Below are 12331 nucleotides of genomic sequence, written 5' to 3' on the forward strand. Positions count from 1 at the left end.
CCACGATGTGCGGCTTGTGCGGTTTGATCGGCGAAGAGAGTCACTGGAGTGATCCTCTGATGGCAACCCTGCCCCGCAGGCGAGAACGTCTGCGCAGGATTCAGGCAATCAACCGGATACTCAAGCCCTTCAGGCTGACGGTATCCGACGTCCAGGGCGCCTCGTATCTTCTGCAGGGAGCGACGGGGCGTCAGGCGCTGGCGAACGGTCTGGAAGAACTGTGGCAACAGGCCGAGCTGTTGATCGGGCGTCCTCTCGATCCGTTCGCCGAAACGATCCTCACAGCCTTGGAGCGCCCCGCATGAGCCTGCCGGTCAGTGTCATCACAGGATTCCTGGGCAGCGGCAAGACCACGCTGCTCAACCGTCTGCTGGCGGGCCAGTCGTTCGGTGATACCGCGCTTCTGATCAATGAGTTTGGCGATATCGGCATCGACCATCTGTTGGTCGAGGAAGTCGCACCCGGCACGGTGCTGCTGCCGGGCGGATGCGTGTGCTGTTCGGTGCAAGGCGATCTCAAACAGGCATTGCTCGACCTTCACGCCCGCCGCGAACGAGGTGAAGTGCCTGCGTTCAAGCGGGTGGTGCTGGAAACCACCGGGCTGGCCAATCCGGCCCCTATTCTCTCAACCCTGCTGCGCGACCCTCAGTTGCGCGGCCGCTTTCACATCGCCCTGCTGATCACGGTGGTGGACGCCGAGCATGCGTCGATGCAACAGCGTCTTCATCCCGAATGGCTGGTCCAGGTCACCGCAGCCGATCGCCTGCTCCTGAGCAAGGTTGATCGGGTAGACGCTCCCGCCATCGAAGAGTTGCAGTCAAGGCTACGCGCACTCAATCCCACCGCCTCCCAGGCGTTCACCCATGAGATCCACGAGGGCGATCAGATGCTACTGGGCGAAGGTGCACGCGGCGCCTCCGCGGCAGATGAAGTGCAAGGCTGGCAGCTTTTTGCCCCGGTCAACCAGCAGCGCCACGGCAATGCAGAGGTGTGCTGCCTGACCTTTGACGCGCCGCTGGACTGGGTCGATTTTGGGGTGTGGTTATCGATGCTGCTAAGATGCCACGGCGATCGGATACTCAGGGTCAAAGGCATTCTCGATGTGATCGACTCACCCCATCCCATCGTCATCCATGGAGTGCAACACACGCTTCATGCGCCACTTCACCTGAGCGCCTGGCCCGCCAGCCACGAACGCTGTTCCCGGCTGGTGTTCATTGTCCGGGACCTGGACACGAATCTGCTTCGCCGTTCTTTCAACGCATTCATTGGCAATACTGGAATCGCTGCATGACCTCTCAGATCAAGCTCAGGGTACTGGGCACCTCGGTGACCTTGCTCGAATGCATTCGCCAGCGTGCCGAAGAGGATCTGGGCATCAGCCTGGAATACCAGATCCATGACATGCAGACCGCGCAGCGCATCGCCGTCATGCACCCCCAGAGCTACGACCTCTACGATCAGTGGTTCCACAACGTCGATTTCGTCTGGCCGGCACGGGCCATCCAGCCCATAGACACCACCCGCATCGCCCTGTGGGATGAGATCAATGACCTGCCCAAGCTCGGTCGCCTGAATCCCGGGGACAGGCTCGCCACCGGCAGCCTGCCGTGTGACAGGCTGTACGTTCAGCACGACAACAGCCTGGGCAGCACACCCACCGAACGCATCAGCATGTTGCCCTTGACCCACAATGCCGACAGTTTCGCCTATCGCCCGGAATACCTGCCCTCAGGCTTGAGCGGCAAGGCCGAGAGCTGGTCGTGGCTGCTGGACCCCGCGTGGGCCGGGCACATCGCCCTGCAGAGCGACGCCGCCATTGGCGCACTGGACGCCGCGCTTGCCGTGCAGGCTGCTGGCCTCGCCACATTCGATAACGTCGGGAATCTGAAGCTGGATGAGATCGACACGCTGGCCCGAGTGCTGATTGCACGCCGGCGCGGCGGCCACTTTGCCGCGTTCTGGTCGGATGACCGGGAAGCCGGAGAGCTCATGCTTGGCCCGGACGTCCACATCCAGAGTCTCTGGTCGCCGACACTGATGCAACTGCACCGCGCAGGCATCGAATACCGTCTGGCCGTACCCAAGGAAGGCTATCGCGCATGGTTCGGCGGGCTGTCCCTGTCCAGATGCGCCGAGGGCAGCGTCAAGGATGCCGCCTATGCCTATCTGAACTGGTGGCTCTCAGGCTGGCCCGGTGCAGTCATGGCGCGCCAGGGCTTCTACCTCTCCAACCCCGCGCGAGTCAGGGAGCACCTGGCAGCCAGCGAGTGGGATTACTGGTACGACGGAAAACCCGCCTGCGAGCACCTGCTGGGCAGCGATGACGCGCCGCTCATCGAGCCAGGCCAATTACGCGAAGGCGGCACCTACGCGCAACGCATGGGCCACATTGCGGTGTGGAACTCGGTGATGGACGAACACAACTACCTGGTGCGCAAATGGGCTGACTTTCTGCGCACGGGGCGTACGGTCTGAATCACCATCACAACCGCCAGCCAGCGCGCAAAGACTTCAAGGCATCAGCACAATCGACCCGACGTGTTTGCGTGCCGCCATGGCCTCATGAGCCAACGCTGCCTCTTCCAGCCGATACCGAGTGAGTTCCAGATGACCCAGGGCCCCTTCGCGGAAGCGCTCGAACAACTCCGAGGCTGCCCTGTCCTGATTCTGCGGGTTGACGTATTGCGGCGTTGACGGCTGGGCGTAGCGAATGCCCCGCGCGGCCAGCAGCGCGGTGTCTGCAGCGACGCTGCCCGAGGCGTTGCCGACGTGGACGAGATCACCGCCGTCGCGCAGTGCGCTGATTGACGCGTCCAGCGTCTGCCGACCGACCAGGTCGTACACCACATCGACGCCCCTCCCGCCGTTCACGGCCTTGATCCGTGCAGCCAGGTCCGGCTCGTCGGAACGCAACACATGATCCAGCCCCCAGCCCTCGACGATTCGGGCTTTGCCGGCTGAGCCGACCGTGGCGATGACGGTGGCGCCCAGGGATTTGGCCCAGCGTGCAAGCAGGCTTCCCACCCCACCGGATGCGCCGTGCACGACAAGGGTTTCGCCGGCTTGAACCCCATGCACCTGCCTGACCAAAGCCCACGCCGTCAGGCCTTTCGACAGAAGCCCTGCGGCCTGTTCGCTGGAGATGTCGTCGGGGAGTTTGATCAGCGCACTGGCATCGATCACCCGCCGGTCCGCGTAGGCGCCGAACGAGAAGAAATAACCGACGCGATCCCCCACTTTCAAATGCTGCACACGCGAGCCGACAGCCTCGACGGTGCCCGCTGCCTCCACGCCCATGCTGAACGGCAGTGGGACCTTGAAGGTGCCGTCCCTGAACATCGTATCGACGAAGTTCACGCCGATGGCTTCGTGGCGTATCACCACCTGCTCACGGGAGGGAGACTCCAGCTCAAAGGTTTCGTGGTGAAGCACTGCGGGTGTGCCTTGCTGGTAAATCCTGATGCGTTGCGTCATGACTGCCTCGGCGATTGAAAACGTGATTGGCGAGAACCCGAATCCCGGAGGTAAGTACTGCCGCACGGATGGAGCGCGGCAGTGCCGATCGGGTCGCTGGATGTAATATCGATCAGGCGCTCTGGCCGCCATCGACGTTGAGCGTGGCGCCGGTGATGTATGACGCCTCGGGGCCTGCCAGGAAGGACACGGCAGCGGCGATGTCATCCGGCTGACCGTAACGCCCCAGTGCTGCCAAACCTGCAAGGAAGGGTGCATGGTCGGCGGTTGCGGGGTTCATCTCGGTGTTGATCGCACCCGGCTGAATGACGTTCACGGTGATGTTGCGCGGGCCCAGGTCGCGGGCCCAGCCACGGGTGTAAGCGGCGACGGCGGCCTTGGTCGCGACGTAATCGGCAGCGCCGGGGAACGGCACGCGGTCGGCGCCGGTCGTGCCTATGGAAATGATGCGTCCACCGTCGTTCATCAGGCCGACTGCAGTGCGCACCGCAGTCACGACACCTCCGACGTTGACCGCTTGCTGACGATCGAATGCCGCGATGTCGGCGTCGGGATCTCCCACGGGGCCGGTGACGAACACGCCAGCGCTGTTGACCAGGATGTCCAGGCGACCGAAGTGCTGATGGACCTGTTTGACCAGCGCGGTCACTTGCGCCGTGTCGCCTTGGTCGGCCTGAAGCGCCAGCGCCTGCACACCATGACGCTCAATCTCGGCGACCACGTTTTGCGCCTGCTCTAGGGATTTTGCATAACTGAACGCGACGTGCGCGCCGTCTGCCGCGAGACGTTTTGCAATGGCGGCACCAATGCCACGCGAGCCGCCGGTTACCAGTGCCACCTTGCCTTTGAGTTGCTGAGTCATCTGTCTGATCTCCACCTGGGGCCAACCGGAATGGGTGGCTTCGTTTCGGTGAGATCAATGTAAGAGATAGCCAATGCGGGATAAATTAGCTAAAAATGACACCACTGTTCCCAAACACGGGCTAATACTTTCGGCCCTGATCTAGATGGATGGGTCATCTCGTGGACTACTTCACGGCAGTCAAAGCCTTTATCCAGGTGGTGGAAGCCGGCAGCTTCGTCAAGGCGGCGCAAACGCTGAACCTTCCACGCAACACCGTCACCAAGCACATCCAGTCGCTGGAAAGTCATCTGCGGGTGAAATTGCTCAACCGCACCACGCGACGCATCTCGCTTACCAACGATGGAACCGCCTATTACGAGCGCATGGTGCGGGTGGTGGATCAGTGGCTGGAGGCCGAGTCGGATCTGGTCAGCGCCCAGGCCCGTCCCCATGGTCGCTTGCGGGTTGACATGGGTTCGACCATGGCGACGATGCTGGTGTTGCCCGCGCTGCCGAATTTCCAGCAACGCTACCCCGAGCTGCGACTGGACATTGGCGTCAGCGACAGGCCGGTGGACCTGCTCGGCGACCGGGTCGATTGCGTCATCCGTGGCGGCACCTTGAGTGATCCTTCGCTGATCGCCAGGCGCCTGGGCAGCCTCACGTCCGTCACCTGCGCGACGCCCGGATACCTTGCTACCCATGGCACGCCATCGCATCCAAAGGATCTGGAAACCAATCATCAGATGGTTCGCTACTTTTTCGCCGGAACCAGTCGGCGCTTGCCCGTGGAGTTCGTCAGAGGGGACGAGCGCATCTCGGTGGACGCCAATTACTTCGTCTCGGTGAACGACTCCAATGCCCTGCTCGCCGCTGCTCTGGCCGGCATGGGCGTGTTGCAGACGCTGATGTTCATGGCCGAACCCCATTTCAAGTCCGGCGCCCTGGTCCGGTTGCTGGAAGACTGGTCACTGGAGCCCAACCCGATCTACATCGTCTACTCCCCCAACCGCCACCTCAGCGCCCGGGTCAGGGTTTTCGTGGAGTGGCTGGTGGAGTTGTTCGAGGCGAAGGGGTTGCGCTGAAGGTTCCGGCAAAAGAGACGGCTAGGCCGTTGGCACCGTCCCGCCATCAATCACGAACTCAGTGCCCGTGACAGATGCCGCCCGAGGTGATGCCAGGAACGCGATCAGTTCGGCCACCTCCAACGGCTTCGCCGGACGGCCCAGCGGGATGCCGCCCAGTGCCTGCATGACGATCTGCTTGCCGCCTTCATAGTCCGTTCCGGCTTGCTGCGCGAGCCGCTCGGCGAGTGCGACCGATGCTTCGGTTTCGACCCAGCCGGGTGAAACCCGGACCACGCGCACACCTTTGGGCGAGACTTCTTTGGACAGGCTCTTGCTGTAGGTCGAGAGCGCGCCCTTGGCTGCGGCGTAGGCGGTGGTCGATTCCGGCAACGGAAGCTGGCTCTGGATGGAGGTCACATGGATCACGACCCCTTCCCCGCGCGCCAACATGCCCGGGAGCAAGGCGCGATCCAGGCGCACCGCCGGCAAGAGGTTCAGGTTGAGCTCGGCTTGCCACTGCTCCTCGTCCAGCGCCGCGAAACCACCGCCGGGTGCCGACGACCCGCCCAGAACATGGATCACAACGTCTACCCCACCCAGTCGCTGTTCAACCTCCCTCACCAGTGCGTGGCAGCCTTCCAGGGTGGAAAGATCCGCCGCTACCAGCAGCGCGCCGGGCAGTTGAACGTCCACCTGCCGGGCTGCAGTCATTACCGTTGCGCCTTCCGCCACCAACAGTTCGACCACCGCCTTGCCGATGCCTTTGGTGCCACCGGTGACGAGGAATCGCTTGCCGTTCAAATCAAGGTTCATTTCGCTGTTTCCTGCATGGATTAAGTCGAAGTGATCTTGCTGCCAGGGTGATAGTTTGTTCAACTGGGACAAAACCTAATGACCCATCCCGAATTTCAGGACAATCCATGTCGCTCGCACGCCTGGGCTTAAGTGAGCTGGACGCGGTACTGGCAGTCGCACGCCGAGGCTCGTTCCGGCGGGCTGCCATCGATCTCAACGTCTCGACCACCGCACTGAGCAGCACCATTGCCCAACTGGAAGCGCGCCTGGAATCGCGGCTGTTCAACCGCACGACCCGCAGCGTGGCCATCACCGAAGCAGGCAGGGTATTTCTGGAGCAGGTAGGCCCTGCCCTGCAGGACTTGCGCGCAGCACTGGATGCCGTACGGTCCCACAATGCCGGGCCCTCGGGCACGTTGCGCATCAATGCCTTCGCCAGCGCTGCCCGCTCGGCGCTGTTGCCCTTGGTGGTGGAGTTCCTGGCGCAGCATCCACAGGTGCACATTGACCTGGTCACCGAAGGCCGGCTGGTGGACATCGTCGCCGACGGCTTCGACTTCGGCGTGCGCTCGGAAAGCCTGGTGCCCAGCGACGTGATCGTCATCCCCCTCGGACCGCCGCAACGCTACGCCGTGGTCGGCTCCCCAGGCTACTTCGAAAAACACGGCACACCGCGAACGCCGTCGGACTTGCTCCAGCATCGATGTATCCGGGTGCGGCTGCCGAACGGGGCGATCTTTCCGTGGTATTTCGAACGCGATTCAGAAGTGACCCGCCTCGATGTGAGCGGGCCCTTGACCCTGGACGAGTCCAGCGTCGTCAAGGCGGTGGTGCGCCAAGGCATCGGCCTTGGCTTTTTCATGGAACAGGACGTTCAAGATGAAGTGGCAGCCGGAGAGTTCGTGCGCATTCTCGATGACTGGACACCACCCAGGGACCGGCTATGCCTGTACTACCCGAACCGCCGCAATCCTTCCGCAGCGGTCAGGGCATTCATCGAGCTGGCCCGGGCCAGCCGGGCCGATCCGGGCGCGCCGGCGTAATTCCGGGCCAGCGCGCCGCCGATCAGTCAGCCGTCACTCAAGCACAGGCCGCATGAAGCTCCTCTCGTAGCTGACGATGAACTTCAATTCCGTCGCCTCCTCCACCAGCCCCACGCATTCAGCATCCTGCGCGGACTGCTGTCGGTAGCGTTCGTAGTCGGCCAAGCTGGCGAAGCTGAACATGCAGTAGGCAATGTTGTTGGCGCCTTCCGCCGGCAGGAAGTAACCGTGATGGTAGCCGCCCAAGCGAGTCACTACCCCGATCCACTGGCGCGAGTAGCGTTCGAAGGCAGCGACCTGATAGGGGTCGATGACGTATTTGACGTGACAGGTAATCATGAGATCAGTCCTTTGATTTTTGAGCGGCGACATTCTACGGGTGCGCGGGGGGCTACTCAAATTTTGAACTACGGAAGGCAAGTACCGCTGACTAGCAGCCGATGCCCCTTCATCAAGCGATGTGGCAAATTGCCAAGTCTTTTCCTCAAGAGCTTTCTTTTGCCAGCACTGTGGGTATGCTGACGCATTTTTTAAGTGCAGGGATTAGCGCATGGTGGTCTTCAATCGGGACAGCGACACTTGCTCAGCATCTGGCTCCGATGAGAAATCTGTTCCAGTAAGCGCAGAGACAGTGGTAGCGCTGCTGGGTCAATCTGCAGATCTGGTTAGCGACGCGAATGCCAGGCTCACAGCCAGTGGTGAGCTTTTCAATCTTTTCAGTATTACCCGGATCGAACGGGACGAGGTCAACACCCATTCTGCGATGATCGCAGAGCTGTTGAATCCTCGTGGTCGTCACGGCCAGGGCGAATGCTTTCTAAAGCTTTTCCTGTCGACTATGGGTTTTGAACACCAATGTCCCATAGCTGAAGCCAAGGTCTACAAAGAGCAGGCGTTTGCAGGATATGGTCGTGTTGACATCGTGATTCGCCTGCGGGATCACCTCATTCTGATTGAGAACAAGATTGATGCCCTGGACGGCAAGGAGCAGCTCTGGCGCTACGGTGAAGTTGGCAAAGCGTCGGGGAAGAGTTGGCACTTGTGGTACCTGACCAAGAAGGGCACGAGCGCCCTGGAAACCAGCCACTGCGGCGTGCCGTACCGTCGAATGTCTTATCAGGAGCACATCCTCGACTGGCTTGAGCAGTGCATCAACGCTTCAAGCCAGACACCGGCACTGGTGCACGCATTGATTCAGTACAAGAATCTGGTCCAGAAAATCACAGGACGGACGATGACTCACATCACACGCAACGCATTGGTTGATCTGATTACTCAGCAGGATAACCTGATGGCTGCCGAAGCCATCGCCCAGGCGCTTCCACACGCAAAAGGAAAGGTACTGTACGAATTCTTCATGGCGCTGGAAGCTGCACTGTCGACGCATTGTGAGCCGAAGCCAGCTCCGGCTGATTTTGCCGGGCATGACTACAGCGAGGCAATTTGCAGCCGCTGGTTCATGCCTAAGCCATTGAAACTACAGAACGTAGGTAGATTTTTTGACATTGGCGTCACAGGTGTTCTGCTACGCATCGAAGTTGCGAGCGAGGCCCTGCACTACGGACTCGTAGGCTTTGCCCAAGGCAAGGTGGTCGACAACGATGTACTGAGTGAATTGATGGCCAGATCAAACGGGGAGCTTGTGCGACGTGATTGGAAAGCGTTCAAGTGGTATTCCCACCTCTGCTGGGATAACGTTTCGAGCAACATGAACTGCCTGTCTGATCCGGCAGCACTGGCCTCACGGGTGCTGCACACTATTGCAGTAATCAAGTCGGCAATCCCATGCATGCCCCTTTCGGCGGGAGCACCAGCTAACGATATACACACGCCACAGCCGGCCTGCGAAAACAGCTAGTAGAAGCCGCCGATTTGCGCCAGAAGCGGTCGATCGATTGAATGAGTCTGGGGCGCTTAAGCTGGCGTGTTTGAACGCCCGGAGACGCAAGTGAAAGAGGTGCACCAAGGATGCTGCGTGTGCTGGGCAAGGCGACGTCAATCAACGTGCGCAAAGTGCTCTGGGCCTGCGCTGAAATCGGCCTTGATTTCGAACGAGAGGATTGGGGAGCTGGCTTCAAGTCGACCCATACCCCGGAGTTTCTGGCGCTCAACCCCAACGCGATGGTGCCGGTCATTCAGGATGGCGACTTCACGCTATGGGAGTCGAACGCCATCATTCGCTACCTCGCGTCTGCCTATGGCAAGCCCGGCCTCTACCCTGCCGACCCAAGGAAGCGGGCGAATATCGATCGGTGGATTGACTGGCAGGCGTCCGACCTGAACCGATCCTGGAGCTACGCATTCCTGTCTCTGGTCAGGCACTCGCCGGCCCACCAGAACGCGCAGGCGCTGGCTGAAGGATGCGCGGACTGGTGCAGGCACATGGCGATTCTGAACCAGCAGCTTGAATCGACTGGTGGCTTTGTCGCAGGCGCCGACTTCTCATTGGCAGACATCCCGATTGGCCTCTCGGTCAACCGGTGGTTCGAAACTCCGTTCGAGAAGCCGGATTTTCCAGCAGTCGTTGATTACTACGAGCGGCTCGGCAGCCGGCCGGGATACAGGCTGTACGGGAGAAACGGCACGCCGTGACGGTTTTCCAGCCCACCCTCAATTATGCCGCTTCCCCGATATCGAAGAAGCCGTGGAAATCACCAAATCCGCATAGCGGCGCATGTCGCGCTTTTCGTCCCAGCGTGAACGGGAAACCGCGATGTTGACGGCGCCGATGCCGCGGCCATTGCTGTCTACGACCGCAGCGGCGGTGGAGATGTCGCCGTAGAAGTACTGGTCTTCGACGTGGGCAAAGCGCTCTTCTCGGACACGTTTGATGTGCTCGCAGATTTGCCCGACATCGGTCACGGTGGCCGGTGTGTACTGCTGGAACTGGCTGCGCTGCAGAATATCGTCCACTTCGTCATCCGGGTAGGTCGCCAGCAGCGCCAGGCCCGGCGCGGTGCACCACGCCGGCAGGCGGGTGCCGACGATGACGTTGGCGTTGAACACATGACGGCTGACGATACGCAACACGAAGACAATGTCGGTGTCGTTCATGACCGTAAGGTTGGTGGCCTCTTCGGTTTCACTGCTGAGCTGTTGCAGGTACGGCGCGGCGCGGTTGACCAAATCGCTGGAAACCAGGTACTGGAAGGTGAAGTCCAGCAACTTGGGGGACAGTTCGTATTTCTTGCCCGGGTCCTTGTTGAGGTAGCCCAGGGTCGAGAGGGTATGGGTGAAGCGCTGGGTGGCGCTCAGGTCCATGCCGGTGAGGCTGGCGATGTCGGACAGGGATAACTGGCGCTGGCTGCCGTTGAAGGCCATCAGCACCTTCATGGCTTTCTCCACCGACTGAACATAGAGCGAGGATTCCTTGGGATCACTCGCGGCGGATTTTCGTGGAGCTTTTGGGTTCGCCATAGATACGCAGCATCAATTTGAAAAGCCGATTATCCGCATACTGGGCCACATGTTCTATTGCTATTCACTAAATATTTCACGAATACCTGCCTTGGCCGAAGGATGTGATCGCGGCGGGATCACTTCCTCCGGCCTGCGGGCGATCTAGCCGCGTCGGTCCCAGGCGCCCGCCAGGCTGCGGTCCAGCAGGTGTTTCTTGATCCGCTCGCTGGGGGTCAGCTCGAAACGGTCGATGGCTTTGTAGTAGCGGGGTTGCTGGTAGGTAGCCAGTCGTTCGTCCACCCAGCCTGCCAGGCCGGCCATGTCCGGCAACGCGCCCTCCTCCAATTGCAGGTAGAGCAGGATCTCCTGCTCGCCGACGTCCGAGTTCACGCCAACGGCGGCGCAGGCGCGGACAGACGGGTGCGCGCTGAACACACGCTCCACTTCCCAGGCGGAGACGTTTTCGCCGCGCACCCGCATGCTGTCGGTTTGACGCCCGACGAAAAACAGGTCGCCGTCGGCATCGAAGCGGGCCATGTCGCCGGTGTACAGACGGCCGTTGCGCAGTGCGCTGCTGGTGGCGCGCGGGTTGTCCAGATAGCCAGGCAGAAAGACGCCTTCAACCGGGCTCGACAACACCATCTCGCCCAACGACCCGACAGGGACCGGCTCCCCCTCCGCATCCAGCAGTTCAACGCGCAACCACGGCAGTGCCTTGCCAATCGACCCTGGTTTGTTGGTGGCGTTGAGCGTGGCGAAACTCGAACACTCGGTCATGCCGTAGCACTCGCGCAACGGGCAGTTGAAGCGCTCGGCGATGGCTGCCCAGTTGCCCTGGCTGATGCCCGCGCCCCACAGGGTTCGCAGGCTGTGGGTGGCGGGCCAGCGGCTGCCGTCCTGTTGCATGAGGATGTCGAGGATGCCACCCAGGTAGTGCAATTGCGTGGCCTGCGCCTCGCTGCACTGGTCCCAGAAACGGCTGGCGGAAAAGCGCTGCACCACGCTCAATCGCACGTCGGCCAGAAACGGCAGCAGCAACATTTGCGCCCCGCCGATGTGGCACAACGGCTCCCACAGCAACAGGCGATCACCGTCGCGCACGTCGGCCACTTTCAGCACCGCTTCGCTGGCGATGCGCATCATCCGGTGGGTGAACAGAACGCCTTTCGGCGCGCCGGTGGTGCCCGAGGTGTAGATCAGGCACAGCGGCGCATCGGTGGCGCTGGGGGTCAGCGTCAGGGTTGCCGACGGCCAGGTTTGCGCCGCCTCGTGCAAGGCATCGATGGAGCGATACCGCAGCGAGCCAGCGGCGCCCTTTTGCAACAGCGGTTCGAATTCGGCGTCGCCGACCACCAGGTCAGGCCGGGCATGTTCGAAGGGGTAATCCAGGCCCGGGCCGCGCAGCTTGGTGTTGATCGGAATCCACACCAGCCCTGACAGAATCAGCGCGTAGATCAGCACGATCTGCTCGTCGCTGTTGGTCAGCATCACCGCGACCCGCTGGCCGGGCTCAAGGCCCATGTCGGCCAGCACCGCCTGCAACGAGGCCACCCGCTGCCGCAACGAGGCGGTGGTCAGGGCACGACCCTCGAACGTCAGGCGCACACCTGCGTCGTCCGCCAGCAGGCCTGCGTGAATCAAAGGGGCGGTATCGAGCTGATCACCGGCAATACGATGGGGGAAGAACTCGGCATATGGATGCATCT

13 protein-coding genes are annotated in these 12331 nt (G+C 61.4%); 7 read left to right on the forward strand and 6 right to left on the reverse strand.

Annotation, left to right across the window (positions count from 1 at the left end; translation table 11 throughout):
* Window positions 1-5 precede the first annotated feature (5 nt).
* The 3 genes from ACIPOO_RS15235 to ACIPOO_RS15245 are packed head-to-tail and all read left to right on the forward strand — an operon-like array spanning window position 6 to window position 2478.
* On the forward strand, window positions 6-305 hold the full coding sequence (locus tag ACIPOO_RS15235; RefSeq protein WP_274130569.1) for a hypothetical protein: 300 nt from the start codon (window positions 6-8) through the stop codon (window positions 303-305).
* A complete protein-coding gene (locus ACIPOO_RS15240; RefSeq protein ID WP_400608292.1) occupies window positions 302-1294 on the forward strand; it encodes a CobW family GTP-binding protein in 993 nt (330 codons plus the stop codon). The genes ACIPOO_RS15235 and ACIPOO_RS15240 overlap by 4 nt, the downstream gene beginning before the upstream one ends.
* Entirely contained in the window at window positions 1291-2478 is a 1188-nt protein-coding gene (locus ACIPOO_RS15245) for a PotD/PotF family extracellular solute-binding protein (protein ID WP_400608294.1), read from the forward strand. Before ACIPOO_RS15240 ends, ACIPOO_RS15245 begins: the two co-directional genes overlap by 4 nt.
* Before the next feature lie 36 nt (window positions 2479-2514).
* Here the strand turns inward: ACIPOO_RS15245 and ACIPOO_RS15250 are convergent, their stop codons facing one another.
* Together ACIPOO_RS15250 and ACIPOO_RS15255 are read right to left on the reverse strand one after the other, a co-directional pair.
* Entirely contained in the window at window positions 2515-3477 is a 963-nt protein-coding gene (locus tag ACIPOO_RS15250; protein ID WP_400608296.1) for a quinone oxidoreductase family protein, read from the reverse strand.
* A gap of 112 nt (window positions 3478-3589) precedes the next feature.
* The gene (locus tag ACIPOO_RS15255) at window positions 3590-4339 is read right to left on the reverse strand and encodes an SDR family NAD(P)-dependent oxidoreductase (protein ID WP_400608298.1); all 750 of its coding nucleotides are present in this window, start codon (window positions 4337-4339) and stop codon (window positions 3590-3592) included.
* A gap of 161 nt (window positions 4340-4500) precedes the next feature.
* Between ACIPOO_RS15255 and ACIPOO_RS15260 the strand changes: the two genes are divergently transcribed.
* Complete coding sequence (locus ACIPOO_RS15260) at window positions 4501-5406, forward strand: LysR substrate-binding domain-containing protein (protein ID WP_400608580.1); 906 nt, start codon at window positions 4501-4503, stop codon at window positions 5404-5406.
* Window positions 5407-5427: 21 nt separating this feature from the next.
* Here the strand turns inward: ACIPOO_RS15260 and ACIPOO_RS15265 are convergent, their stop codons facing one another.
* Window positions 5428-6201 (reverse strand): SDR family oxidoreductase, encoded by a 774-nt coding sequence (locus ACIPOO_RS15265; protein WP_400608300.1) that lies wholly within the window; start codon window positions 6199-6201, stop codon window positions 5428-5430.
* A gap of 107 nt (window positions 6202-6308) precedes the next feature.
* On the opposite strand from ACIPOO_RS15265, the gene ACIPOO_RS15270 reads away from it, so the two are divergent.
* On the forward strand, window positions 6309-7226 hold the full coding sequence (locus ACIPOO_RS15270) for a LysR substrate-binding domain-containing protein (RefSeq protein ID WP_400608302.1): 918 nt from the start codon (window positions 6309-6311) through the stop codon (window positions 7224-7226).
* Between the two features lie 33 nt (window positions 7227-7259).
* On the opposite strand, the gene ACIPOO_RS15275 is transcribed toward ACIPOO_RS15270, so the two are convergent.
* Window positions 7260-7565, reverse strand: coding sequence for an NIPSNAP family protein (locus ACIPOO_RS15275; protein WP_400608304.1), 306 nt, complete (start codon window positions 7563-7565; stop codon window positions 7260-7262).
* 211 nt (window positions 7566-7776) lie between these two features.
* Between ACIPOO_RS15275 and ACIPOO_RS15280 the strand changes: the two genes are divergently transcribed.
* Complete coding sequence (locus tag ACIPOO_RS15280) at window positions 7777-9084, forward strand: PD-(D/E)XK nuclease family protein (protein ID WP_400608306.1); 1308 nt, start codon at window positions 7777-7779, stop codon at window positions 9082-9084.
* A gap of 110 nt (window positions 9085-9194) precedes the next feature.
* Window positions 9195-9818, forward strand: a complete 624-nt coding sequence (locus ACIPOO_RS15285; RefSeq protein WP_400608308.1) for a glutathione S-transferase family protein — start codon at window positions 9195-9197, stop codon at window positions 9816-9818.
* An 18-nt stretch (window positions 9819-9836) separates the two neighbouring features.
* On the opposite strand, the gene ACIPOO_RS15290 is transcribed toward ACIPOO_RS15285, so the two are convergent.
* Together ACIPOO_RS15290 and ACIPOO_RS15295 are read right to left on the reverse strand one after the other, a co-directional pair.
* Window positions 9837-10643 carry an IclR family transcriptional regulator gene (locus ACIPOO_RS15290; protein ID WP_400608310.1) on the reverse strand — a complete coding sequence of 269 codons (807 nt, stop codon included), beginning with the start codon at window positions 10641-10643 and terminating at the stop codon, window positions 9837-9839.
* 144 nt (window positions 10644-10787) lie between these two features.
* Entirely contained in the window at window positions 10788-12329 is a 1542-nt protein-coding gene (locus ACIPOO_RS15295) for an AMP-binding protein (RefSeq protein WP_400608312.1), read from the reverse strand.
* Between the last annotated feature and the right edge of the window lie 2 nt (window positions 12330-12331).

Source organism: Pseudomonas sp. NPDC090201 (assembly GCF_044746825.1).
Classification (GTDB): Bacteria; Pseudomonadota; Gammaproteobacteria; order Pseudomonadales; family Pseudomonadaceae; genus Aquipseudomonas; species Aquipseudomonas putida_AD.